We start from the raw sequence: 24,225 nt of genomic DNA, 5'->3' as shown, positions 1-24,225 counted from the left end.
GGGAACATGCACCATTCATGTCGAATATTATTGAAATATTCATCCATATCTAAATCAAATAGATAGACCACCCTGTACGTTGCTGCATCGCAGCATCTCCTCCTCCAAAGGCTCCCCATGGAACTGCGCCAACTGCAGTACTTCACCGTACTGGCCGAAGAGCTGCACTTCAGCCGCGCCGCGCAGCGGCTGCACATCTCGCAGCCGCCGCTGAGCGTGGCCATCAAGCAGCTGGAGGCCCAGCTGGACGCCCAGCTGTTCGAGCGCAGCAGCAAGGAGGTGCGCCTGACCCCGGCCGGCACCCACCTGCTGGCCCAGGCCCGCGACATTCTGGAACGCGCACGGCGTGCGGCCCTAGACACGCGCGCCGTGGCCCATGGCATGGCCGGCTGCCTGCGGCTGGGGTTTGTGGGCTCCAGCATGTACCGTGGCCTGCCCGAGGCGCTGGCCCAGTTGCAGTTGCTGCACCCCCAGGTGCGGGTGGACCTGCATGAGCTCAACAGTGCCGAGCAGGTCAGCGCCCTGCAGCAAGGCAAGCTGGACCTGGCCCTGCTGCACACCATGGTGGTACCCGACGGCCTGCGCGCCCGCACGCTGCTGCGCGAGCCCTTCATGGCCTGCCTGCCCACCCACCACGCCCTGGCGCAGCAGGCACGCATAGCCGTGTCCGAGCTGTCCCAGGAGCGCATGGTGCTGTTTGCCGAGTCGGTCTCTCCCGAGTATTTCCGCAGCATCCGCACCCTGTGCCAGCGCGCCGGCTTTGACCCGGAGCTGCGCCACGAGGTGCGCCACTGGCTGTCGGTGCTTTCGCTGGTCAGCGGCGGCCAAGGGGTGTCGATCGTGCCCGCCTGCCTGCAGCGCGTGGGCATGCCGGGGCTGGCCTTTCGCCCGCTGCGCCAGAGTGCAGCCCACTCCGAGCTGCAGGCCATATGGCGCCCCGTGCCCGCCCACCCGCTGATCGACACTCTGCTGCAACTGCTGCAAGAACGCATTGCCGCCGTGGCGGCCGCCGATGGCGCACCAGCCCCCGCCAGCGACTGATAGCCCCCGTTGGCGCGATACCCCTTGGCGCAGTGCAGCCGCAGCGTGCACCGCCGCGCGCAGCTTTGCACAATGGTTGGCAGCGGATGCCATGCCATGCCCTGCCTGGGCCTGGCATCCATTCCCGCCACCGCAACAGGAGGTACGACCATGCAACACAACGCCGTGGGTTGGTTTGAGATCTATGTGCAGGACATGCCGCGCGCGCGGCGCTTTTACGAGCAGCTGCTGGGCCGGCCGCTGGAGCAGTTGACGCCCCCGGGCGGCGCGGATTCGGATCTGGAGATGTGGGCCTTCCCCATGGAAAAAGAAGGCATGGGCGCCAGCGGTGCGCTGGTGAAGATGCCCGACTACCTGTCCGGCCCCGGCGGCACCCTGGTCTACTTTGTCTGCGATGACTGCGCCGAGCAGGTGCGCCGCGCCGACGCCCATGGCGGGCAGATCATCAAGGAGAAGTTCTCCATCGCCCCCTATGGCTTTATTGCCATGGTGCAGGACAGCGAGGGCAATCTGATCGGCCTGCATTCCATGCAATGACCCCGCAGGGCAGGCACGCGGGTGCACGCCCTGCCCTCATCTTTGCAGCGGTGTGAACGCCATGCGCCGCAGACCGACGGCAGCGGAACCGGCTGCGCCACGGTGGCGGTCTTCAACTATCCACCGTGCGTGCCAATGCCGCCTGGGCCAGCAGCCAGTCGTGAAAACGGCGTGCCGCCGGCTGGGCCAGCGTGGGCTCGCGAAACACCAGGTAATAGGCCAGGGGCGTCACCAGCGGCGGCACCTGCAGGGCCAACAGACGCCCCTGCTCCAGTTCGGTCACCACCATGGAGCGGCGCGCCAGGGCCACGCCGCGCCCGGCCAGCGCGGCTTCGATGGCGGCATTGGAATCCACAAACACAATCCCTTGCGAGGTGTCCAGCTGGGGGCGCCCGGCCGCCCGTGCCCACAGCTGCCAGTCGTCGCGCTGGCCATCGTGCAGCAGCCCGGCTGCGGTGATGTCGGCCGCCTGCGCCGTGGGCCGGTGCGCCACCCACAGCGGGCTGCAGACCGGCTGCAGGTCGTCATCCAGAAGCCGCCGGGCCTGCAAGCCGGCGTAGCGGCCCAGGCCATGGCGCACGGCAAAGTGCACGCCCTCGGCCGCCAGGTCCACCAGCCGGGCGGTGGTGCTGACATGCACATCCACCTCCGGAGCAGACTGCAGAAAATCCTGCAACCGGGGCACCAGCCATTGCGCGGCAAACACCGGCGTGCAACTGACCAGCAACACCTGGCGCTGGTGGCGCAGCTGGGCCGTGGCGCGCTGCAGTGCCGCCAAGGCTTCCTGGCAGCCGGCCAGCAGCACGCGCCCGGCGTCCGTCAGCACCAGACCGCGTGCCTGGCGTTCGAACAGGCGCTGGCCCACAAAATCTTCCAGCTTGCGCAGCTGCTGCGAGATGGCGCCGGGCGTGACATGCAGTTCTTCGGCCGCCCGCGCGGCGCTGCCGTGGCGGGCCGTGGCTTCAAAGCTGCGGACGGTGGACAGCGGTGGCAGGTGCATGGTGATATTTAGTTTGGCTAAACAATTCAGCAGAAAAAATCGCTGGTACAGCCCACACCATGGGCACAGAATGCAGGCCGCACTGACGCTTTGTCTTTAGTTGTACTGAATTTTTCCATGGAACACCAGCCATGCCCCTGCCCAGCCTGATCCGCCTGCTGCTGCTCGCCGCCCTGTGGGGCGGCAGCTACCTGTCCATGCGCATTGCGGTGCCGGTGCTGGGCGCTCTGCCCACGGCCGGTGGCCGTGTGCTGCTGGGTGCTTTGGGGCTGGGTCTGCTGGTGCTGCTGAAGCGCGTACCGCTGCGTTTTGACGGCAAAGGCCGCGCCGCACTGGCGCTGGGCGTGGTCAATTCCGGCATTCCGTTTGCGATGTACGCGCTGGCCGCCCAGGTGCTGCCGGCTGGCTACAGCGCCATCCTGAACGCGCTGACGCCGCTGATGGGTGTGCTGCTGGGTACCTTGTTCTTTGGCGAGCGCATCACCGTCCACAAGCTGGCCGGCGTCTGCGTGGGGCTGGCCGGTGTGGCGGTGCTGGTGCGCACCGGCCCGCTGCCGGTGGATGCCGCAGCACTGTGGGGTGTGGCCGCCTGCCTGGTGGCCACGCTGTGCTATGGCCTGGCCGGCTACCTGACCCAGCGCTGGATCGGCCAGCGCGGCGGACTGGACAGCCGCCTGGTGGCCCTGGGCAGCCAGTGCGCCGCCGTACTGCTGCTGGTGCCGCTGGCTGCCGGTTCGCTGTGGTTGCACCCGCTGCCGCTGGCCAGCGTGACGCCTACTGTGGCCGTTGCCCTGCTGGCCCTGGGCTTGCTGTGCACAGCCTGGGCCTATGTGCTGTATTTCCGCCTGATTGCCGATGTAGGTGCGCTCAAGGCGCTGACGGTGACGTTCTTGATCCCGCTGTTCGGCGTGCTGTGGGGCTGGCTGCTGCTGGGCGAATCCGTGGGCTGGGCCCACGCCGCCGGCGGTGCGCTGATTGCGCTGGCACTGTGGCTGGTGCTGCGCCCGGCCCCCAAGCCCACCCCTGCGGGCCCGGCCGTTGCTGCCGCCCAAGCAGCCAAACCCTGAGCGGGCGCAACGGCCCAGGCGCGACCTTCCGCTACAGTTTGCGCTGTGGGCTGCTGTGCTGCTGCGGCGGCGGTCTGCACTGCGTCTGTCGCGCCGCGCCCTCGCCCCAGCCCTGCCCTCGCTTCATCCCCAGCTTTTTCCGTGCCCCCTGTCACCTCTGCCCCCGCTGCGTCCCTGAACCGCTACCAGTTGCTGGCGGCGGACATCGAGGCGTCGATCCGCGCCGGGGTGCTGCAGCCGGGCGACCGCCTGCCTTCGGTGCGCCAGGCCTGTGCCAGCCGCCAGGTCAGCCCATCCACCGTCTTCCAGGCGTACTACCTGCTGGAAGCGCGCGGCCTGATCCGGGCACGCGAACGCTCGGGCTACTTTGTGGCCCATGGCGGCGGCATGGCCCCGCCGGAGCCCGAAGCGCTGTCCCGCCCCGACAGTGCCTCGGTCCAGGTGGACGTCACCGAACGCGTGTTTTCCGTGCTGCAGGCCAGCCTGCAGCAGGGCACGGTGCCGCTGGGCAGCGCCTTTCCGGGCCCACAGTGGTTTGCCCTGCCCAAGCTGGCCCAGGCCCTGGCCGCCAGCGCCAGACAGGCCACCGCCCAGCGCACGGCACTGGATGACCTGACCCCCGGCCACAGCGGCCTGCGCCGCCAGATTGCGCGCCGCTACCTGGCCGACGGCATGCCGCTGACCATGGACGATCTGGTCATCACCAATGGCGCACTGGAGGCGCTGAACCTGTGCCTGGCGGCCGTCACCCGGCCTGGCGGCGCCGTGGTGGTGGAGTCGCCCTGCTTCTACGGTGCGCTGCAGGCGCTGGAACGCCTGGGTCTGCAGGCCATCGAGGTGCCCACCCACCCGCGCGACGGCGTGGATCTGCAGGCGCTGGAAGCCGCCCTGCTCCAGCACCGGCCCCAGGCCGTGTGGTTGATGACCAGTTTCCAGAACCCGCTGGGCAGCCTGATGCCACCGGCACGCAAACAGGCACTGGTGGAACTGGTCACCCGCCTGCAGGTGCCGCTGATCGAGGACGATGTCTACGGCGAGCTTTACTTTGCCCCGCACCGCCCGCTGCCCGCCAAGGCGTTCGACCGCGAAGGCTGGGTGCTGCACTGCAGCTCGTTTTCCAAATGCCTGGCGCCGGGCTGGCGCATCGGCTGGACGGCGGCCGGGCGCTTTACCCAGGCCGTGGCAAGGCAAAAGCTGACCACCTCCATCGCCACCAATGGCCCGGCCCAGGCGGCCCTGGCCCAGTACCTGGAGGGGGTAGGCTACGACAAGCACCTGCGCCACCTACGCCACGCGCTGGCGGTGCAGCGCGACCGCATGGCCGAGGCCATTGCCCGCCACTTTCCCCCGGGCACACGCGCCACGCGGCCCGAAGGCGGCTACTTTCTGTGGCTGGAACTGCCCACAGGATGCGACGCCTGGGCCCTGTACCAGCGCGCGCTGCAGCAGGGCATCAGCCTGGCACCCGGCCCGCTGTTCAGCCCCAGCCCGGCGTTTGCCCACTGCCTGCGGCTGAACTACGGCATTGCCTGGGATGCGGCCACCGAGGCGGCCCTGGCCCAGCTGGGCCGCTGGTGCTGTGACATGGTGGCCGGCAGCCCGGACGCACCCTGAGCCACCACGGCACAGGCACACCGGCACAGCCACAAGCACCTGCACCTGCACCTGCACCTGCACCTGCGGCGCTCCCTGAAACAGGGAGCCCAGCTAGAAAAAAGGCGGTCTGCTTGGGGCAGACCGCCTGAAATGGCGGCACACCCGCGCCGCCAGCAACAACCGCAGAGCGGTCAAACAACTGTCAATCCAATCAATTCACCTTTAGCGGGGCACCAGGAAGGTGGTCTTGGCGGCCACTTGCAGCGCCGCATCGCCCTCGGCCTGCACATGGATGGTCACCGGGTGCGATCCGGCTTCCGCCGCACCATAGGGAGCCTGCAGGCGCACCACCACCCAGCGGTCCTGTGCGCCCTCCAGCCACACCTCGGTATCGGATGCCACATGCACGCCACCCAGTCCGCTGGCGCTCAGGCGCAGGCGCTGCGGCTGCTCGGTGGCATTGGCAATCTGCACGCGGTAGATGTTCTCGATCTGGCCACCAGACACGATGCGCGAGAGCGTGCCCCGGTCGCGCACCACGTCCACCTGCAGCGGTGTGCGCAGCGAAAGACTCACCACCATGGCCACGGTGATGCCCACCAGCCCCACGGCGTACAACAGCACACGCGGACGAGCGATGCGGCGCCAGGTCTGGGCCCGGCTCCAGCCCCCGGCCAGGGCGTTTTGCGTGCTCAAGCGGATCAGGCCACGGGTGTAGTGCATCTTGTCCATCACGCCGTTGCAGGCGTCGATGCACAGGCCACAGCCAATGCACTCGTACTGCAGGCCGTCGCGGATGTCGATGCCCGCCGGGCACACCTGCACGCACAGAGCACAGTCAATGCAGTCGCCCAGGCCCTGGGCACGGTGGTCCGCCCCCTTGGCGCGCGGGCTGCGGCCTTTTTCACCTTCGCCCCGGCCGCTGTCGTAGCTGACCACCAGGGTGTCACGGTCCATCATGGCGCTTTGGAAGCGCGCATAGGGGCACATGTATTTGCAGACCTGTTCGCGCAGAAAACCGGCATTGGTATAGGTGGCGGTGGCGTAGAACAGGGTCCAGAACATCTGCCAGGGACCGGTGAAGCTGGCCAGGTCCACCACCAGGGAACGGATGGGGACGAAGTAGCCGACGAAGGTCACCCCCGTCCACAACGCCACCAGCAGCCACAACCCGTGCTTGGCGCCGCGCTTGGCGATTTTTTCGGCCGTCCAGCCGCTGCCGTCCAGGCGCAGGCGGGCGCTGCGGTCGCCTTCGGTGCGCCGCTCGATCCACATGAACAGCTCGGTATACACCGTCTGCGGGCAGCTGAAGCCGCACCACAACCGCCCGGCCACGGCGGTGAACAGGAACAGCGCCAGCGCGCTGATGATCAGCAGCACCGCCAGGTAGATGAAGTCCTGCGGCACCAGCAGCCAGCCAAAGATGTAAAAGCGCCGCTGCTCCAGATCGAACAGCAGTGCCTGGCGGCCATGGATCTGCAGCCAGGGCACACCGTAGAAGAACAGCTGCGTGAGCCACACCAGGGCCCAGCGCCAGGCGGCAAAGCGCCCGGCGATGGAGCGCGGATGGATCTTCTGGCGCTTTTCATAGAAGGAACGGCCGGCCTCGGGCGGCTCGGCATGGATGGGAATGGTCTTGCGCGCAGTGGCCGTGCCGGCGGCTGCGGGCACGGTGGGGGAGGATTCGTGAAGCGGGTTCATGTGTGCGTGGGGGCGGCGCGGCAGTGCATCTGCCATGTGTTGGCGCCGACTATGCGACTGCGCTCCCTGCTTGCACAGCATCAGTTTCCGGGCAAAAAGACCGTATCAGATGCGCATTTGATCTGCGTCACCAGATCAGTTCATCAAAAACTGAGCAGCCTGCGCGCATGCAGCATAGGTTTGGCATGCATTGGCCGCCGCAATGCCTGCCGTATGTACATGGATTGCTATGTTTTTTCAAAACCACAAAACATCGCTCAAGTCCTCCAAAAACCAGCCGAAATAGACGCAACGTCGCAGCACACCCGCAAGCGACCACGAGGAGAAGACCATGGTTGCCACCACCGGCGTTTCCGCCACCCAGACCCCGAGCACGGCACTGGAAGACGCCCAGCGCGCGGCCGCCACCAGCCGCGAAGGCCAGCGTGCGCAGCAGAATGCGCAGATCCTGCAGGCCTCGATGGATGTTTCCATCTCTGCCGGCAACAACAGCCTGACGCTGCTGTACCGCGCTGCGGTGGACAAGCTCAACGAGGTGCTGGCGCCCGAGCTGGGACCAGACGCCATTGCCCAGGCCCAGCAGCAGGACCAGAGCAGCGAGGCGGTGGCCGGCCGCATCGTGTCGCTCTCGACCGCGATGTTCGAGCGCTATGCCGCCAAATATCCGGACAAGGACCCCGAAACCCTGCTGCAGGACTTTGTGGCCACCATCCGCAGCGGCTTTGAGCAGGGCTATGGCGAGGCCACCGACATTCTGCAAGGTCTGGGCGTCTGGGGAGAGGCCGACAGCCCGGTGCGCAGCGCCATCGAACGCACCTACAGCCTGGTGCAGCAGGGCTTTGACGACTTCCTGCAGCAAAAGCTGGCCGCGCTGAAGGCGCCGCAGGACGGCAGCGCCACACCGGCCAGCACGGAAACGGCAACGGCCTGATTCACCTGGCACCGGCCCTGCACAGCGGTGTGCGGGCGGAATACAAAAAGGCTCCCGAGGGAGCCTTTTTGTGCATCACCAGCGGCACCGCCGCGTTGTGAAGGATGGGGCATTGCCCCCATCCACGCGAGCCTGGCCGCGGGGATGGCCAGGGCCGTGTTCACGCTGGAACGCTCTGCGCCCAGCCGGCATCCACCCAGCTGGACAGCAGCTCCAGCGCATCGTCGCTGAACTGCTGCACCTCGCGCACCGACAGGCGGCGGTTATCGGCCAGTTGCTGCATCAGCTTGGCATCCTTGCCGCCGGCCAGGTAGCTTTCGCCGTTGATGAAGATGTGCTTGGCGTCGTACAGCATACGGGTGCGGCGGTTCAGTTCCACGCCTTCGATCATGCCGAAGTCCTCGGCCGGCTCGAACCACACGCCCGGCTTGGGGTCGCTCATGTACTCGCCCAGGGCGCGTTCCAGCGCCAGCGGCTCGGCCAGGGCTTTTTTCAGCGCTTCCCGGGCAAAGTCGTACAGGTCGGCAGGAATCTCGCCCGGCTTGGCCACGGCGGGCTGCTTGGGGTCCTTGTAGACCACGTCCTTGGGCGCTTCGTCCGGTGCATCGGACATGCGCAGAAAAAGTTCGCGCGCCATCTCGTCCTGCTTGGGCGAACGGAAGCCCACCGAATACGTCATGCACTCGCCTTCGGCAATGCCGTCGTGCGCCCACTTGGGCGGCAGGTACAGCATGTCGCCGGGCTCCAGCACCCATTCCTCTTCGGGCTCGAAGTTGGTCAGGATCTTCAGCGGCACGCCTTCTTGCAGCGTGAAGTCCTTCTGGCGTCCGATGCGCCAGCGGCGCTTGCCGTGGGCCTGCAGCAGGAACACGTCGTAGTTGTCGAAATGCGGGCCCACGCCCCCCTGGTCGGTGGCAAAGCTGATCATCAGATCGTCCATGCGCGCGTCGGGCACAAAGCGGAACTGCTGCAGCAACTGGTGCGCCGCTTCGTTGTGCAGGTCCACGCCTTGCACCAGCGCCGTCCAGCCGGGCTTGGCCAGCGACGGCAGCTTGCGGCGGGGGAAGGGGCCATGCGACAGCTTCCACTGGCCTTCGCCCAGTTGCTCGATCAGGCGCGCTTCCACGCCCTCTTCACCGGCCAGCGCCAGCAGCTGCGCACGGTTGAGCAGCGGCTTGAAGCCGGGGATCGCCTGGCGAATCAGCAGCGGCTTCTTGTGCCAGTAGGTGCGCATGAATTTCTCGGGCGAGATGCCGCCGAGCAGCTGGAGCGGGGATTGGATGTCCATGGCGATGCAGACAGCGGCGCCACCAGGGGCCGCATCGGTAGAAAAAGGGAAGGTGTTTGCGGGCCGCGCGCAGCATGCACAGGCGGTCCACCGTGGGGCGCATTGTCCCATGGCCCCCGATGCAGGGCTTTGCTGCGGCGCAAAACCGCGCGCAGGACACTGCCGCACCGGCCCGGCACGGGGCTATGCCCGGCGGCAGCCACACGCCCCTGCAGGAAAGCCGCTGGCCGGTACAATTTCTGCCTTCCCGCGCTGGACCGGCCCTGTGCCCCGGCCCGCGCCCCTTGCCAAGAAAGCTTCGATATGGAAATCACCGAACAATGCGTGGTCGCGCTGACCTGGGTGCTCAAAGACACCTTGGGCGATGAGCTGGATGTGCTGGACGAGCCGGTGGAATTTCTGCTGGGCGGCGACGACCTGCTCAAGCGCATCGAAGAAGCCCTGCAAGGCCACCAGGTGGGTGCCACGTTGGACCTGCACCTGGAGCCCGAAGACGCGTTTGGCGATTACATCGACAAACTGATCTTCCTGGAGCCGCGCAAGCTGTTCCCCGCCGAGCTGGAAGAAGGCATGACCTTTGAAGGCAGCGCCCTGCCCGAAGGCTGCAACCCCACGGCCCCCAAGGACGCGCTCTACACCGTGACCGACATCTACCCCGAGCATGTGGTGCTGGACGGCAACCACCCGCTGGCCGGTATTGCGCTGCGTATCCACCTGAAGGTGGAAGCCGTGCGCGAAGCCACGGAAGAAGAAATCGGCCGCGGCAGCGCCGGCACCGGCTTTTTCCGCGTGCAGCCCCAGGCACCGGGCAACGACCTGCTGCACTGACACGGGCCTGCGCCCTCTCCCTGCAAAAAGGCAGCCTGCGGGCTGCCTTTTTTTGTGGGGTCGCGCGAGCGGTACAACAGGCGCTTGCTGCCGCACGCCTGCGCAGGGACTACCGCATCCCGAATGCCTCACGGTGTAGCCGCCAGCGTCCACCTTGGGCACGCACCGCCTGGGCACCTTGCTGCAAGGCATCGCCCAGACCTTGGGGGCCGCAGACCCACAGGTCCAGTTCCGGGCCATGGCGCTCCAGATCCTGGGAGCGCAGCCACTGGCCCTGGGCGGCGTCGTGCACGGTCAGGCCCACCGGCGGACAGGCCTCGGCGCACAGGGCCTGTACACGGGGCAGCAGCGCGTCGCTGGCGGCGTCGCGGGTGCAGTAATGCATATGGGCCGTGGACAGGCCGTCGTCCGGCGCCTCGGTATGGGGCATGGAGCCCGGCTGCCGCGCCTCCAGCCAGGCCAGAAACGGGGTGATGCCCACACCGGCCGCCACCCAGACTTGCACGGGGACCGCCTGCCCATCGGCCTGCGGTGCACGGCCATCGAACCGCCCATACGGTCCTTCGATCTGCATGGCCTGCCCAGCGTGCAGCCTGCGGTGCAGCTGGGCGGTGTAGTCTCCCAGCGGCTTGATCACCAGCCGCAACAACGTCCGTCCATCGGCCGTCTGCCCACACGCCCCCGGCGCACTGGCCACGGTGAAAGGGTGTGCCCCTTCCCAGGCATCCCAGCGCACAAAGACAAACTGCCCGGCGCGGTGCCCCGGCCAGTGGGCAGGCAGTGCACACAGCACCTCCAGCGGATCCTGTCCAGGCCGCGCCCCCAGCAGGTGCACGGCATGCACCTGCGCCGCATAGCGGCGGGCACGCCCGATCCGGCCGGCCAGTGCCATCAGCGCCGCCACACTGCCCAGCACCATCAACGCCCCCATCAACCACCCCACGGGCTGCTGCCAGTACGCCTGCGGCAGCAGCACCAGGCTGTGAAAGACCAGCACCACATACAACACCGGCATCACGCGGTGCAGCCAGCGCCAGGGCTTGTAGGGCAGCAGGCGGCGCCACAGCGTGAGCGCCACCAGCAGCAGCAAGGCGTACAAGGCCCATTGCCCCAGGTCCTTGGCCCAGCTGCGTCCATCGGCCAGCCAGGGCAGCATGGCGTCGCGCGCAGGGCGCCCGGCCGTGCCCCAGGCGGCCTTGATCCAGGTGCTCGACTCCTTGGTACCCCAGTGCAGCAGCGCGGCCACGGCGGCCGTGGTGCCCAGCCATTTGTGCAGGCGGTACACCTGGTCCATGCCGCCCAGGGGGCGCTCCATCCACGGCTGGCGCAATGCCAGCCACATGGCCAGCGAGAGCATGCCCAGGCTCCACACCCCGGTCAGCAGCAACAGATCCCGCCGCAGCAGCCAGGCCCACCGCACACTCTCGCCATTCGCCCCTGCCACCAGCCCCTGGCCTTGCTCGGCCCACAGGGCCAGCATCCAGGCGGCAGTCAACACCGCCGCCCAGATGGCCCATATGCCGCGTACACGCATACCACTTCCTTGTTATGACCTATACCCTCGGTTCGGCGGGCGGGAGCCACAGCCCCCGCCCACATTCCGTCGTTCAGTGCTTGATGCGGCTGCGCAGCACGGCGCCGGTCTGCCCATCCACTTCCAGCTTCACGCGCGCGCCTTGCGCGTTGCGGCCCTTGACGTCGTAGTGGTAGTCATCCCATTCGATTTCGCGCAGATCGCGGTAGCCCGCGGTTTCCAGGCGGTCATAGACCTGGCGGATGGTCAGCACCGGGCCATGGCCTGCGAATGTGGCACCGGCCGCCAGCCCGGGGGCCGCAGCCGTTGTGGCTGCTGGGGTGCCTTGCGCCATGGCCGTGCCACCCAGCACGGCAGCCAGCGCCAGGGCCGATACAGGTGCAGCCGCCTTGCGCAGCACGGACAGAGAAGAACGGGTGATAGCCATCATGTGCAAACTCCTGAATGAAGAAACTGCCAGCACCGTGCTGGCATGGCTGCAGTGTTCTCCAGCGCCCGTGAACCGAAGCTGAAGGCGCTGTTCATCTCCGGTTCATTGGCATTTCGGTATAAGGAAAGGCCTTGCCGCTCTGGAACCCCTGCCATGCCCCTGCCCCGTCCCCGCTTTCACCTGCCCCGCTTGCGCGCACTGCCCGTGCTGGGTGCGGCCGCCTGTGCGGCGGTGCTCTGGGGAGCCATCGCTTTGCAGGCACCTTCCGCGCAATCGGATGAAAGCGACCACGAGCTGGCCCGCCAGGCGCTGCAGCAAGGCAAGGTGCTGCCGCTGCGCACCGTGCTGGACCAGGTGGAACGCGAATACAAGGGCCAGGTCATCAAGGTGGAGTTCGAGCACGACGATGGCCGCTTCATTTACGAACTGCGCGTGCTCCAGGCCGACGGCCGGGTGCTCAAGGTCAAGATCAACGCGGTGAACGGCAAGGTGCTGAGCGTGCGCCAGAAAGGACGTGACTGATGCGCATCCTGGTGGTGGAAGACGAACCCACTTTGCAGATCCAGTTGCGCGACGCCATTGCCGCTGCCGGCCACACCGTGGAAACCGCGGCCGACGGCAGCACCGCCCAGTACCTGGGCCAGGAAGAGGCATTTGATGCGGTGGTCCTGGACCTGGGCCTGCCCGTGGTGGACGGCCTGACCGTGCTGCGCCACTGGCGCGCCGGCGGGCGCAACATGCCGGTGCTGATCCTGACCGCCCGCAGTGCCTGGCATGAAAAGGTGATGGGCATGGACGCCGGGGCCGACGATTACCTGGCCAAGCCCTTCCACATGGAAGAGCTGCTGGCCCGCCTGCGCGCCCTGCTGCGCCGGCTTTCGCCCCACAGCAGCGCCCAATGGCAGTGCGGCAGCATCCTGCTGGACACGCGCCAGGCCACCGTGGCCGTGGATGGGCTGCCGCTGGTGCTGACCAGCCACGAGTTCAAGATCCTGGCGTTGCTGATGCAGCGCGTGGGCGAAGTGCTCTCGCGCACCGAGCTGTCCGAACACCTGTATCCGCAGGACAGCGAGCGCGACTCCAACACCATCGAAGTCTTTGTGGGCCGGCTGCGCAAGAAACTGCCCGCAGGCAGCATTGAAACCGTGCGCGGCCTGGGCTACCGCCTGGTGCCCGCCCCGGCAGAAAGCCTGCCATGAATGCCGCCCACGCCGCGCTGCGCTGGCTGCAGCACGGATCGCTGCGTCTGCGGCTGCTGCTGGGCACGCTGGTATGGCTGGTGCTGGCCGTGGCCGTGGCTGGCTGGGGGCTGCGCGGCCTGTTCCAGGAGCATGTGCACCAGCAGTTGCAGGACCAGCTGGTGCGCCAGCTCAACCAGCTCAGCGCCGCCATCAACATGCAGGGGCGCGAGGTGCGCGTCACCGCCATGACGGGCGATGTGCGCCTGGACACGCCGCTGTCCGGGCTGTACTGGCAGGTCGACACCTGGGTGCCCGGCGAAGGCCAGTTCCACACGGTGGCACGCTCACGCTCGCTGTGGGACCAGGCCCTGCCGCTGCCGGCCGACCCTGGCTTTCCCGGCACCCGCCGCCTGGGCCATGCCGTGCTGGATCTGCAGGACGCACAAGGCCATGCGCTGCTGGCCGTCAGCCGCCCGCTGCAGCTGCCGGATGCCGACGCCCCGTTGCTGCGGCTGACCGTGGCCGCCGACCAGGCGCTGCTGGCCGAGCCGCTGCAGCGCTTCACCACCATGCTGCTGGCCGCGCTGGGTCTGCTGGCCCTGGGACTGCTGCTGGCCGTGGCCGTGCAGCTGCACCTGGCGCTGCGCCCGCTGCAACGCCTGCGCCAGCAACTGGCATCCGTGCGGGCCGGCCAGACGGCGCAGCTGCAAGGCCCGGTGCCGCATGAGCTGCAACCACTGGTCACCGAATTCAACCACGTGCTGGCCGCCAATGCCGACATCGTGCAGCGCGCCCGCACGCAGGCCGGCAATCTGGCCCATGCCGTGCACACCCCGCTGAACATCCTGGGCAACGCCGCCGCGCACGATGCCACCCCGCTGGGCCAGCTGGTGCGGGAACAGGTCGGCTCGGCCACCCGACAGGTCGACTACCACCTGGCCCGCGCACGCGCCGCCACGGCCATCCGCGCCACCGGCCTGCGCACCCCGGTGCGGGAGCCGGTGCAGGCACTGCTGCGCACCATGCAGCGCCTACATGCGGGCCGGAATGTGCACTTCCATCTGGCCGGCGATGCGTCACAGCTGGAGCCGCTGGCCTTTCGGGGGGAGGAGCAGGATTTTTTTGAAATGCTCGGCAACCTGCTGGACAACGCCGGCAAATGGGCCGGCAGTCGGGTCACGCTGTCGGTACAGACCCTGGCCGGGCCAGCCGAACAGGGCGGTCAGCTGTGCCTGCTGGTGGACGATGATGGTCCGGGTATCCCGGATCCGGTGCAGCGCAGCCGCATCTTCGGGCGCGGAGAACGGCTGGATGAACAACGCCCCGGCACCGGCCTGGGGCTGGACATCGTGCGTGAGCTGGCCCACACCTACGGTGGCAGCATCGAGGCCCACCCCTCGCCGCTGGGAGGGCTGCAGATGCGCCTGTGCCTGCCGGCTGCGCCGGCGGCCTGAGCCACCCGGCAGGCCATTCCGCGTTTCTCGGTTCCAGCCCATCGCCCTGCGCGATACACAGAGACGCGGGAGCCTGCGGCATGTTCTGCCTCCAGGCGCACGCCGCGCCCATAGAAAAAGGGCCCGCAGGCCCTTTGGATGCATGCCGCAGCGGCAGCGCAGTGGTTCAGCGGTAGATCTGGTTGCCGTCCACACGCACATGGTCGCCGGGACGGAAGTCCGGTGCATTCTGGTAGTCGAACGCCCGCACGCTGCCGTCGGGCAGTTGCACGCTGACACGGTAGATGTCGCGCACACTGCCGCCGCCCATATTGTTCTGCACGGCATGGCCTGCCAGTGCGCCACCCACCACGCCAGCGATGGTGGCCAGGTCCTTGCCCCGGCCGCCGCCCACCTGGTGGCCCAGAACGCCGCCCAGCACACCGCCGACGATGGCACCGCCGGCACCGATGCCGCTGCCGTCCTGCACGCGCACGGTTTCCACATTCAGCACCCGCCCCTGCTGGGCGTACTGGCCTTGTTGGTTGTACTGGCCTTGCTGGTTGTAGCCGCCGCCATACGTGTTGCCGTAGGTGCTGCCATAGTTGCCGCTTTGCACCGGGTAGCTGGTGACCGGCTGGTTGTAGCCGCCCTGGCTGGCATATCCGCCCTGGTTGTAACCGCCTTGGTTATAGCCGCCCTGGGGGTAGGCCGCGCAGGCGGTCAGTGCGGCGGCCACAGCGGCCGCCATGGCCAGACGGCCCCAACGTGAAATGGTGTGCATGCAATCTCTCCTCGTCTGCAAAGCGGCAGGGCCATGGCGATGTGCACGGCCTTGCACCGGTTGCGCGCCATGCGCGCCTGGCTGGTTTAACGCCCCAGTGCCGCAGGGAGACGACTGCTTTCACACTTACTCACAAACTTCCCACCCGCCCCGTACTGGCTGCGGCCTTGCAAACGGGTCCCTTGCGGCCCTAAGCTGTCGCCACACGGTGCGGAGCTGTTTGCCATCGCTGCCGCATTGCCGCTTGCATGACTTGCTGGGGGTTGGTAACTGACTCGTCCCAAGGCGTACGCTGGTCAAAGCGCTGCATTTTCATGGCACGCACGTTGCTGCCGTTGGCCTGGATAGCGCTGCCTGCGCATAGGTGTTTGGGTTGCACGCCTACGGGCGAAAGGCCAGAACGCTCTTACAAATTCGCTATGAGGTTTACCAACCAGATAGCCAGACATCCGCAGCGTGCACCCACAGGAGCAGCCATGCCCGCCACCGTCCGCATTGATATGGTCAGCGACACCACCTGCCCCTGGTGCGCCATTGCCCTGTTCAATCTGCTGCACGCGCTGCGCAGCCTGGAAGGCGAAATCCAGGCCAAGCTGCACCTGCAACCGCTGGAGCTGCACCCCAGCGTCAAAGCCGCCGGAGAAGTCCGCGCCCACTATTTGCAACAGCACCAGCGCCCTGCCCGCGCCGCCCTGCAGCCCTGCTGGGCCGACATCCGCCTGCACGGACTGGCGATCCAGCTGGACATGGGCCCACAGGAACCCCGCATGCTCTACAACACGCTGGATGCCCACCGGCTGCTGCAGTGGGCCGACAACCAGGGCCAGGACCACCAGCTGGTGCTGGCACAGCAGCTGGTACACGGCTACTTCGGGCAGGGGGCGAACATTGCCGACCACCAGGTGCTGGCCGATGCCGCCATGGCCGCAGGCCTGAGCCGCGAGGCCGCACTGGCCTACCTGGCAGCGGGTGACGACATCCAGGCCGTGCGCGAAGCCCAGTCCTTCTACCGGGGAATGGGCATACAGACCGTCCCCACCTTCATCTTCAACCACCGCCAGCTGCTGCGCGGCAACCAGGCACCCGAGGCCTTTGTCCGTGCGCTGCGCTATATCGCAGCCGCCGGCGCCCCGCCGTCCATGGTCTGATCTGCGCGGTCTGCAGCCCCCCAAAAAAAACAAAGCCCGGCAGTGCCGGGCTGTGTACAGAACGCCCTGGGCGCTTACTGCTTGCCAGTGGAGCCGTAGCCGCCTTCGCCGCGCTCGCTGGTATCGGCAAACTCTTCCACCAGATTGAACTGCGCCTGTGCCACCGGCACGATCACCAGCTGGGCCAGACGGTCCATGGGCTGCAGCGTGAACGCGGTGGAGGAACGGTTCCAGGCGCTGACCATCAGCTGGCCCTGGTAGTCGCTGTCGATCAGACCCACCAGATTGCCCAGCACGATGCCGTGCTTGTGACCCATGCCCGAACGCGGCAGGATCATGGCGGCGTAGCCGGGGTCTTTCAGGTAAATGGCCATGCCGGTGGGCACCAGCTGCCATTGGCCGGGCTCCAGCGTCAGCGGCGCATCCAGGCAGGCGCGCAGGTCCAGTCCGGCGCTGCCGGGCGTGGCGTAGGCGGGCATGTTCTCGCGCAGGCGCGCATCCAGGATCTTCAGGTCAACATTCATGGGGAAACTCACAGCGGGCGGCAGGCGCCGATGGCGCCATGGGAATGGGCCGGGCTCTGCCGCCGGTCAGACAACAAAGGCAGCATTGTGCCGTGCCGCCAGGCTCGGCATTTCGGGAATCGCTCAGTCCTTGGCGGCGGACCGGATGCCCTTGCGCACCGCGCTGACAATGCCGAACAGCAGCAGCAGCGCACCCAGGCCGGGAATCGCCATGCTGAGGATGGCCAGAAACACCAGAAACACGATGCGCCCGGGCGTGATGCGGAACCAGGATGCAGCGGCCGGCTTGTCCTGGGCCTGCTGCTGCGCGGCGCGGCGGGCGGCCTGCTCCGCTTCCAGCTGCTTGCGTGGATTGCGGGCCTTGCGCTGCTGCGCTTTTTGCGCCACAGGCCGGCCTGCACGCTGGGCTTCCTGTGCCTGCTGCACGGCTGCCTGCGCCTTTTCGCGCACCCGCGCCAGCGCCGATGCCGGCTGTGCGCCCGGGGTGGCCCCCGCATCGGTGAAGTCACTGCGGTTGCCGGCGTTCAGCCCATGGAAGGCACTGCGGTATAGCGGACTGGCACGCAGCAGGGAATCGACATAGCGCACATAGTCGCCGCCACGCGGGCCGTCATAGTTCGAGGTGTACATGGGCAAAAATCTTCAAACAGGTCAACAGGGGCGGTACGCGCTCAGCGCGCCGGAGCAGCGGCCAGGCGGCGCGCCAGCTCCTGCACCAGTTGCACCCCCAGCTCGGTCTTGGGCGCGCGCGGCAACTCGCGGTGGCCTTGGGCATCCACCAGCAGCAAGGCGTTGTCGTCCTGACCAAACGTGGCCGGGCCGATATTGCCCACCAGCAGGGGCACGTCCTTGCGCAGGCGCTTGGCCATGGCGTGCTGCAGCAGATCGTGGCTTTCGGCCGCAAAACCCACACAGTACAAGGCACCGCTCCGGGCACGGGCAGATTGGGCCACGGTGGCCAGGATGTCGGGGTTCTCCACAAAAGCCAGCGCCGGCACTTCGCCCGAGCCGTCTTTCTTGATCTTCTGGTCGGCCGTATTGGCGGGGCGCCAGTCCGCCACGGCGGCGGTGGCGATGAACACATCCGCAGGCCCGACCTGGGACTGCACGGCCGCCAGCATCTGCTGGGCCGACTGCACATTGATGCGCTGCACACCGCGCGGCGTGGGCAGATGCACCGGGCCGGCGACCAGGGTCACCTCCGCCCCTGCCGCCTGGGCCGCTGCAGCAATCGCAAAGCCCATCTTGCCGCTGGACAGGTTGGTGATGCCCCGCACCGGATCGATGGCTTCGAACGTGGGGCCCGCCGTGATCAACAGCTTTTTGCCGTGCAGCACCTTGGGCGCAAAAAAAGCCTGCAGGTCTTCCAGCAGCTCTTCGGGCTCCAGCATGCGGCCATCGCCGGTTTCGCCGCAGGCCTGGTCACCCACGCCCACACCCAGCACCAGGGCGCCGTCGGCCGCCACCTGGGCCAGATTGCGCTGCGTGGCCGGGTGGGCCCACATTTCACGGTTCATGGCCGGCGCCAGCAGCAGCGGAATGCGGTCAATGGGACGGGCCAGACACATCAGGCTCAGCAGCTCATCGGCACGACCCTGGGCCAGCTTGGCGATGAAATCCGCGCTACAGGGCGCGATGACGATGGCATCGGCCTCGCGGCTGAGGTTGATGTGCGGCATGTTGTTGGGCTCGCGGGCATCCCACTGCGAACCGTACACCGTGCGCCCGGACAAGGCCTGCATGGTCACCGGGGTGATGAAGTGCTCGGCCGCCTCCGTCATCACCACCTGCACGGTGGCGCCCGCCTTGGTCAGCAGACGGCACAGATGGGCCGATTTGTAACAAGCCACGCCTCCAGAGAGGCCCAGCACCACATGTTTGCCAGCAAGCGCGTTCATGGCGGCGAATGTAGCAGACGCTTGCCCCTGCATTTCCGTGTCGGCAAGCGGCGGGAACCCGCTCGCACCTATAATTCATCTTTACCACCACCAAAAAAATGAAGAGATGACCAAATTCGTCTTCGTCACAGGCGGTGTGGTGTCTTCCCTGGGCAAGGGAATCGCCTCAGCCTCCCTTGCTGCGATCCTGGAATCGCGCGGTCTCAAAGTCACCCTCATCAAGCTGGACCCGTACATCAACGTGGACCCCGGCACCATGTCGCCCTTCCAACACGGCGAAGTGTTTGTGACGGATGACGGCGCTGAAACCGACCTGGACCTCGGCCACTACGAGCGCTTCATCGAAACCCGCATGAAGCAGACCAACAACTTCACCACGGGCCGTATCTACCAGTCCGTGCTGGAGAAGGAACGCCGCGGCGACTACCTGGGCAAGACCGTGCAGGTCATCCCCCATGTCACCAATGAAATCCAGGAATACGTCAAGCGCGGCGCCGGCATCGGCACCGATGACGCCGTGGATGTGGCCATCTGCGAAATCGGTGGCACGGTGGGCGACATCGAGTCCCTGCCCTTCCTGGAAGCCGTGCGCCAGCTGGCGCTGAAGCTGGGCCCCAACAACTCGGCCTTCGTCCACCTGACCTACCTGCCCTACATCGCCACGGCCGGTGAGCTCAAGACCAAGCCCACCCAGCACACGGTGCAGAAGCTGCGCGAAATCGGTATCCAGCCCGACGCCCTGCTGTGTCGCGCCCAGTACCAGGTGCCGGAAGAGGAAAAGGCCAAGATATCGCTGTTCACCAACGTGCCCGAGTGGGGCGTGATCTCCATGTGGGACGTGGACACCATCTACAAGGTGCCCCGCATGCTGCACGAGCAAGGCCTGGACGGCCTGATCTGCGACAAGCTGCGCCTGAACACCCCGCCCACCACGCTCAAGCGCTGGGACGACCTGGTCTACGAAACCGAGCACCCGCAAGGCGAAGTGAATGTGGCCATGGTGGGCAAGTATGTGGAGCTGTCCGACGCCTACAAGTCGGTCAACGAAGCACTCAAGCACGCCGGCATGCAGAACCATGTGCGCGTGAAGATCACCCACGTGGACTCGGAAACCATCACCGACGCCAACGCCAAGCAGGAGCTGTCCAAGTACGACGCCATCCTGGTGCCCGGTGGCTTCGGTTCGCGTGGCGTGGAAGGCAAGATCTCCACCGCCCAGTTCGCCCGTGTGAACAAGGTGCCTTACCTGGGCATCTGCCTGGGCATGCAAGTGGCCACCATCGAGTACGCACGCCATGTGGCAGGCCTGGAAGGCGCCAACTCGACCGAGTTCGATCCCCAGACCCCCAACCCCGTGATCGCCCTGATCACCGAGTGGAAGGACGAGGACGGGACGATCAAGACGCGCGACGAGAACTCCGACCTGGGCGGCACCATGCGCCTGGGCGCCCAGTCCTCCGATGTGCAGAAAGACACGCTGGCCCACAGCATCTACGGCGACGTGGTCACCGAACGCCACCGCCATCGCTATGAAGCCAACACCCAGTATCTGGACCAGCTGCGTGCAGCGGGTCTGGTGATCTCGGCCCTGACCCAGCGTGAACAGCTGACGGAAATCGTCGAGCTGCCGGCTGCCGTGCACCCCTGGTACATCGGCGTGCAGTTCCACCCCGAGTTCAAGTCCACCCCCTGGGATGGCCACCCGCTGTTCAATGCCTTCATCAAGGCAGCCGTCGACGGCAAGCAAAAGGGCAAGAAGGCCTGAGCGCCGACTTGACCGGATACGACAAGGAAACCCGCCATGAAACTCTGCGGCTTCGACATTGGCCTGGACCAACGCTTTTTTCTGATCGCCGGACCCTGCGTGGTCGAGTCCGAGCAGTTGCAGATGGACGTGGCGGGCCAGCTCAAGGAAATCACCTCCTCCCTGGGCATCCATTTCCTGTTCAAGAGCAGCTTTGACAAGGCCAACCGCTCCTCGGGCACCAGCTTTCGCGGCCCGGGCATGGAAAAAGGCCTGGAAATCCTGGCCAAGGTGAAGAAGGAAATCGGCGTGCCGGTGCTCACTGATGTGCACACCGTGGAAGAAGTGCCACATGTGGCGTCCGTCGTGGACATGCTGCAGACGCCCGCCTTCCTGTGCCGCCAGACCGACTTCATCCGCGCCGTGGCCCAGTCGGGCAAGCCGGTCAATATCAAGAAGGGCCAGTTCCTGGCCCCGCACGATATGAAGAACGTCATCGACAAGGCCCGTGCCGCCGCCAAGGAAGCCGGCCTGCCTGAAGACAGCTTCACCGCCTGCGAACGCGGCGCCAGCTTCGGCTACAACAACCTGGTCAGCGACATGCGCTCTCTGGCCATCATGCGCGAGACCAATGCCCCCGTGGTGTTCGACGCCACGCACAGCGTGCAGCTGCCCGGCGGCAACGGCACCAGCAGCGGCGGCATGCGCGAGATGGTGCCTGTGCTGTCCCGTGCGGCCGTAGCCGTGGGCGTGGCCGGTCTCTTCATGGAAACCCACCCCGATCCCTGCAACGCCCTGTCGGACGGCCCCAACGCCGTGCCGCTCAAGCACATGAAGGCGCTGCTGGAAACCCTGGTGGCCTTGGACGATGTGACCAAGCGCAACGGTTTCCTGGAAAACGCCTTCGAAGCCTGAAGCAGCGCGTACCATGCACGCCATCCGGTAACGACACCCAAGCACGCCCCGCACGGCGTGCTTTTTCGTATCCAAAACAGCGCCGTCGGTGCGTATCCGGACGGCCCTGTTGGCGGAGAATTCCGCCAAGTCCTCTGGGACACGAATTTGTAAAAACCTTCAAAGGAAGACCATGAGTGCAATCGTTGACATCGTAGGACGCGAAGTCCTGGACAGCCGCGGCAACCCCACCGTCGAATGCGACGTGCTGCTGGAATCCGGCGTGATGGGCCGCGCTGCGGTGCCGAGCGGCGCCTCCACCGGCTCGCGCGAAGCCATCGAACTGCGTGACGGCGACAAGAGCCGTTACCTGGGCAAGGGCGTGCTCAAGGCCGTGGAGCACATCAACACCGAAATTTCCGAGGCCGTGCTGGGCCTGGATGCTTCCGAACAGGCCTTCCTGGACAAGACCCTGATCGATCTGGACGGCACCGACAACAAGAGCCGCCTGGGCGCCAACGCCATGCTGGCGGTGTCCATGGCCGTGGCCCGCGCTGCCGCGGAAGAAGCCGGTCTGCCCCTGTACCGCTATTTCGGCGGCATGGGCGGCACGCAGCTGCCCGTGCCCATGATGAACGTGATCAACGGTGGTGCCCACGCCAACAACAGCCTGGACCTGCAAGAGTTCATGATCATCCCCGTGGGTGCGCCGACTTTCCGCGAAGCCGTGCGCTGGGGCGCCGAGGTCTTCCATGCACTGAAGACCATCATCCACCACAAGGGCATGTCCACAGCCGTGGGCGACGAAGGCGGTTTCGCACCTTCCGTGGAAAACCACGAAGCGGCGATCCAGCTGATCATCGAAGCCATCGAAAATGCCGGCTACAAGCCCGGTGAGCAGATCGCCCTGGGCCTGGACTGCGCAGCCTCCGAGTTCTACAAGGACGGCATGTATGTGCTGGCCGGCGAAGGCAATATGACGCTGACCTCCACCCAGTGGACCGACATGCTGGCGGGCTGGTGCGACAAGTACCCCATCGTCTCCATTGAAGACGGCATGCACGAAGGCGACTGGGATGGCTGGAAGATCCTGACCGAGCGCCTGGGCAAGAAGGTGCAGCTGGTGGGTGACGACCTGTTCGTGACCAACACCAAGATCCTGAAGGAAGGCATTGAAAAACACATTGCCAACTCCATCCTGATCAAGATCAACCAGATCGGCACCCTGACCGAAACCTTCGCCGCCATCGAAATGGCCAAGCGCGCCGGTTACACCGCCGTGATCTCGCACCGCTCGGGCGAAACCGAAGACAGCACCATCGCCGACATCGCTGTCGGCCTGAATGCAGGTCAGATCAAGACCGGCTCCATGAGCCGTTCCGACCGTATCGCCAAGTACAACCAGCTGCTGCGCATCGAAGAAGACCTGGGTGATGTGGCCGAATACCCCGGCCGCGCTGCTTTCTACAATCTGCGCTGATCCGCAGCCCTTTCACTGAGTCGAGCGCCTCCCCCGCACCATGGTTCACCGCATTGTCACGCTGGTACTGCTGGCCATACTGGCCATCGTCCACGCCCAGCTCTGGCTGGGCAGCTACAGCATGGACCATGTGCAGGAGATGCGCACCCAGATCGCGCAGATCAAGTCCGCCAACGAAGTGGCCCGGCTGGAAAACAACCGGCTGACCTCGGAAGTGTCGGACCTGCGCGAGGGCAAGGACATGGTGGAAGAGAAAGCCCGCAGCGAACTGGGCATGGTCAAACCCAACGAGATCTACGTGCAGATCACCAAGCCCTGATCGCCGCAGGCGCGCCCCTGCGCGCACCTCCCTGTAACGGCCTCTTGAGAGGCCGTTATCGTTTCTGCACAGCGGCTGGCGGCCACCATGCCCCGCCCAGGCCCCATGCCGTGTGGTGCAGCACGCCCCACAGCCACCGCCTCTACACTGGCCCCACCAGCCACCGCTTTTCGGCCCCACCAGGTCCCGCTTGCCCCGGAAAACGGCTCCACACCTCCCGCTCGATGTCCCCGCTTCCTGCCCCTTTTCCCTTGGCCACTGTGGCCGGTACGGCCAGCAGCCAGCCGCAGGCGCTGTGGCAGCGTGTGGCGCAGGCAGGTGCCGCAGCCACCGACGGCGCGCCATGCCCGCCCGACGGGCGTCCCTCCCCCTCCCCCTTCGTGGATGCCGGCCTGCTGGCCCATTGGACGGCCGAGGCCCAGCAGCCCATGCCCACCGGCCAAGTGTTCTGGCTGCCGACACCGGCATCGGCGGATGCCGCCGAGCGCGCGCTGGAGCAGGCCTGCCGCCAGCAGCTGATGCAGGACGCGATGGATGGCACCACCTGCCTGCGGGTGCTCTATGGCGCCCCAGCGCAGCAACTGCGCGCGCTGCAGGAATGCCTGCAGGCCTTGGCTGCCCAGCTGCCCGATACGGCCGCCCTGGGCAGCGGACCCGACGTGGACAGCGCGCTACGGCACGGCCATGGGCCCAACCTGCGTTGCCGGGAATGCGTGGACCCCGCCAGCGAGCAGCGCCTGTTCTCACGCCTGCTGGGTGGCAGCAAGAGCCCAGGGAACGACGCAGGGCAGCCCTGAGCCCCACCGGTTTGCCGCACACGCACGGCAAACTCTATGAATAAAGCATCGCTGCCTGCCCCCATGGGCC

Annotated in this window: 24 protein-coding genes; 15 read left to right on the top strand and 9 right to left on the bottom strand. The window is 66.6% G+C overall.

Features of this window, described 5'->3' with window-relative positions; translation table 11 throughout:
- Positions 1–117 precede the first annotated feature (117 nt).
- On the top strand, positions 118–1,041 hold the full coding sequence (locus QM470_RS12780; protein ID WP_283339523.1) for a LysR family transcriptional regulator: 924 nt from the start codon (positions 118–120) through the stop codon (positions 1,039–1,041).
- Positions 1,042–1,191: 150 nt separating this feature from the next.
- Entirely contained in the window at positions 1,192–1,578 is a 387-nt protein-coding gene (locus QM470_RS12775) for a VOC family protein (protein WP_280011806.1), read from the top strand.
- Between the two features lie 112 nt (positions 1,579–1,690).
- Here the strand turns inward: QM470_RS12775 and gcvA are convergent, their stop codons facing one another.
- Entirely contained in the window at positions 1,691–2,578 is an 888-nt protein-coding gene (gene gcvA / locus QM470_RS12770; RefSeq protein WP_283339522.1) for a transcriptional regulator GcvA, read from the bottom strand.
- Between the two features lie 131 nt (positions 2,579–2,709).
- On the opposite strand from gcvA, the gene QM470_RS12765 reads away from it, so the two are divergent.
- Together QM470_RS12765 and QM470_RS12760 are read left to right on the top strand one after the other, a co-directional pair.
- Complete coding sequence (locus tag QM470_RS12765) at positions 2,710–3,645, top strand: DMT family transporter (protein WP_283339521.1); 936 nt, start codon at positions 2,710–2,712, stop codon at positions 3,643–3,645.
- Between the two features lie 174 nt (positions 3,646–3,819).
- Positions 3,820–5,259: an aminotransferase-like domain-containing protein gene (locus tag QM470_RS12760; RefSeq protein WP_283339577.1), complete on the top strand. Its 1,440-nt coding sequence runs from the start codon at positions 3,820–3,822 to the stop codon at positions 5,257–5,259.
- 204 nt (positions 5,260–5,463) lie between these two features.
- Here the strand turns inward: QM470_RS12760 and ccoG are convergent, their stop codons facing one another.
- Positions 5,464–6,942: a cytochrome c oxidase accessory protein CcoG gene (ccoG, locus tag QM470_RS12755; RefSeq protein ID WP_283339520.1), complete on the bottom strand. Its 1,479-nt coding sequence runs from the start codon at positions 6,940–6,942 to the stop codon at positions 5,464–5,466.
- A gap of 331 nt (positions 6,943–7,273) precedes the next feature.
- Between ccoG and QM470_RS12750 the strand changes: the two genes are divergently transcribed.
- On the top strand, positions 7,274–7,873 hold the full coding sequence (locus QM470_RS12750) for a DUF5610 domain-containing protein (protein WP_283339519.1): 600 nt from the start codon (positions 7,274–7,276) through the stop codon (positions 7,871–7,873).
- A gap of 160 nt (positions 7,874–8,033) precedes the next feature.
- Here the strand turns inward: QM470_RS12750 and QM470_RS12745 are convergent, their stop codons facing one another.
- Positions 8,034–9,161, bottom strand: coding sequence for a cupin domain-containing protein (locus tag QM470_RS12745; RefSeq protein WP_066539066.1), 1,128 nt, complete (start codon positions 9,159–9,161; stop codon positions 8,034–8,036).
- A gap of 303 nt (positions 9,162–9,464) precedes the next feature.
- On the opposite strand from QM470_RS12745, the gene QM470_RS12740 reads away from it, so the two are divergent.
- Positions 9,465–9,989, top strand: coding sequence for an FKBP-type peptidyl-prolyl cis-trans isomerase (locus QM470_RS12740; RefSeq protein ID WP_280012761.1), 525 nt, complete (start codon positions 9,465–9,467; stop codon positions 9,987–9,989).
- 109 nt (positions 9,990–10,098) lie between these two features.
- On the opposite strand, the gene QM470_RS12735 is transcribed toward QM470_RS12740, so the two are convergent.
- Entirely contained in the window at positions 10,099–11,523 is a 1,425-nt protein-coding gene (locus QM470_RS12735) for a ferredoxin reductase family protein (protein WP_283339518.1), read from the bottom strand.
- A 73-nt stretch (positions 11,524–11,596) separates the two neighbouring features.
- Entirely contained in the window at positions 11,597–11,953 is a 357-nt protein-coding gene (locus QM470_RS12730; RefSeq protein WP_283339517.1) for a PepSY domain-containing protein, read from the bottom strand.
- A gap of 153 nt (positions 11,954–12,106) precedes the next feature.
- Here QM470_RS12730 and QM470_RS12725 point away from each other — a divergent pair, with 153 nt between their 5' ends.
- The 3 genes from QM470_RS12725 to QM470_RS12715 are packed head-to-tail and all read left to right on the top strand — an operon-like array spanning position 12,107 to position 14,588.
- Complete coding sequence (locus tag QM470_RS12725; RefSeq protein ID WP_283339516.1) at positions 12,107–12,475, top strand: PepSY domain-containing protein; 369 nt, start codon at positions 12,107–12,109, stop codon at positions 12,473–12,475.
- Positions 12,475–13,152: a response regulator transcription factor gene (locus QM470_RS12720; protein ID WP_283339515.1), complete on the top strand. Its 678-nt coding sequence runs from the start codon at positions 12,475–12,477 to the stop codon at positions 13,150–13,152. The genes QM470_RS12725 and QM470_RS12720 overlap by 1 nt, the downstream gene beginning before the upstream one ends.
- Positions 13,149–14,588, top strand: coding sequence for a sensor histidine kinase (locus QM470_RS12715; RefSeq protein WP_283339514.1), 1,440 nt, complete (start codon positions 13,149–13,151; stop codon positions 14,586–14,588). The genes QM470_RS12720 and QM470_RS12715 overlap by 4 nt, the downstream gene beginning before the upstream one ends.
- Positions 14,589–14,754: 166 nt before the next feature.
- Here the strand turns inward: QM470_RS12715 and QM470_RS12710 are convergent, their stop codons facing one another.
- On the bottom strand, positions 14,755–15,351 hold the full coding sequence (locus QM470_RS12710; protein WP_283339513.1) for an outer membrane lipoprotein: 597 nt from the start codon (positions 15,349–15,351) through the stop codon (positions 14,755–14,757).
- Between the two features lie 476 nt (positions 15,352–15,827).
- Between QM470_RS12710 and QM470_RS12705 the strand changes: the two genes are divergently transcribed.
- Positions 15,828–16,499 (top strand): DsbA family oxidoreductase, encoded by a 672-nt coding sequence (locus QM470_RS12705; protein ID WP_283339512.1) that lies wholly within the window; start codon positions 15,828–15,830, stop codon positions 16,497–16,499.
- 74 nt (positions 16,500–16,573) lie between these two features.
- On the opposite strand, the gene dut is transcribed toward QM470_RS12705, so the two are convergent.
- From dut to coaBC, 3 genes are all read right to left on the bottom strand, one after another.
- A complete protein-coding gene (gene dut, locus QM470_RS12700) occupies positions 16,574–17,023 on the bottom strand; it encodes a dUTP diphosphatase (RefSeq protein WP_066539080.1) in 450 nt (149 codons plus the stop codon).
- 123 nt (positions 17,024–17,146) lie between these two features.
- Positions 17,147–17,653 carry a hypothetical protein gene (locus QM470_RS12695; RefSeq protein ID WP_280012739.1) on the bottom strand — a complete coding sequence of 169 codons (507 nt, stop codon included), beginning with the start codon at positions 17,651–17,653 and terminating at the stop codon, positions 17,147–17,149.
- A gap of 41 nt (positions 17,654–17,694) precedes the next feature.
- Positions 17,695–18,921 (bottom strand): bifunctional phosphopantothenoylcysteine decarboxylase/phosphopantothenate--cysteine ligase CoaBC, encoded by a 1,227-nt coding sequence (coaBC, locus tag QM470_RS12690; RefSeq protein WP_283339511.1) that lies wholly within the window; start codon positions 18,919–18,921, stop codon positions 17,695–17,697.
- Between the two features lie 106 nt (positions 18,922–19,027).
- Between coaBC and pyrG the strand changes: the two genes are divergently transcribed.
- From pyrG to QM470_RS12665, 5 genes are all read left to right on the top strand, one after another.
- A complete protein-coding gene (pyrG, locus tag QM470_RS12685; protein ID WP_066539084.1) occupies positions 19,028–20,686 on the top strand; it encodes a CTP synthase in 1,659 nt (552 codons plus the stop codon).
- Positions 20,687–20,722: 36 nt separating this feature from the next.
- Positions 20,723–21,580 (top strand): 3-deoxy-8-phosphooctulonate synthase, encoded by an 858-nt coding sequence (gene kdsA / locus QM470_RS12680; protein ID WP_283339510.1) that lies wholly within the window; start codon positions 20,723–20,725, stop codon positions 21,578–21,580.
- A gap of 172 nt (positions 21,581–21,752) precedes the next feature.
- Positions 21,753–23,039: a phosphopyruvate hydratase gene (eno, locus tag QM470_RS12675; RefSeq protein WP_283339509.1), complete on the top strand. Its 1,287-nt coding sequence runs from the start codon at positions 21,753–21,755 to the stop codon at positions 23,037–23,039.
- A 40-nt stretch (positions 23,040–23,079) separates the two neighbouring features.
- Positions 23,080–23,358, top strand: a complete 279-nt coding sequence (locus tag QM470_RS12670) for an FtsB family cell division protein (RefSeq protein ID WP_066539093.1) — start codon at positions 23,080–23,082, stop codon at positions 23,356–23,358.
- Positions 23,359–23,609: 251 nt separating this feature from the next.
- On the top strand, positions 23,610–24,155 hold the full coding sequence (locus QM470_RS12665; RefSeq protein ID WP_283339508.1) for a hypothetical protein: 546 nt from the start codon (positions 23,610–23,612) through the stop codon (positions 24,153–24,155).
- The last annotated feature ends 70 nt before the right edge of the window (positions 24,156–24,225 follow it).

Origin of the sequence: Comamonas sp. 17RB (assembly GCF_030056555.1) — a bacterium.
Classification (GTDB): domain Bacteria; phylum Pseudomonadota; class Gammaproteobacteria; order Burkholderiales; family Burkholderiaceae_C; genus Comamonas; species Comamonas terrigena.
The sequence above is the reverse complement of the archived record's forward strand: the minus strand, read 5'-3'. Positions and strand labels throughout refer to the sequence as shown.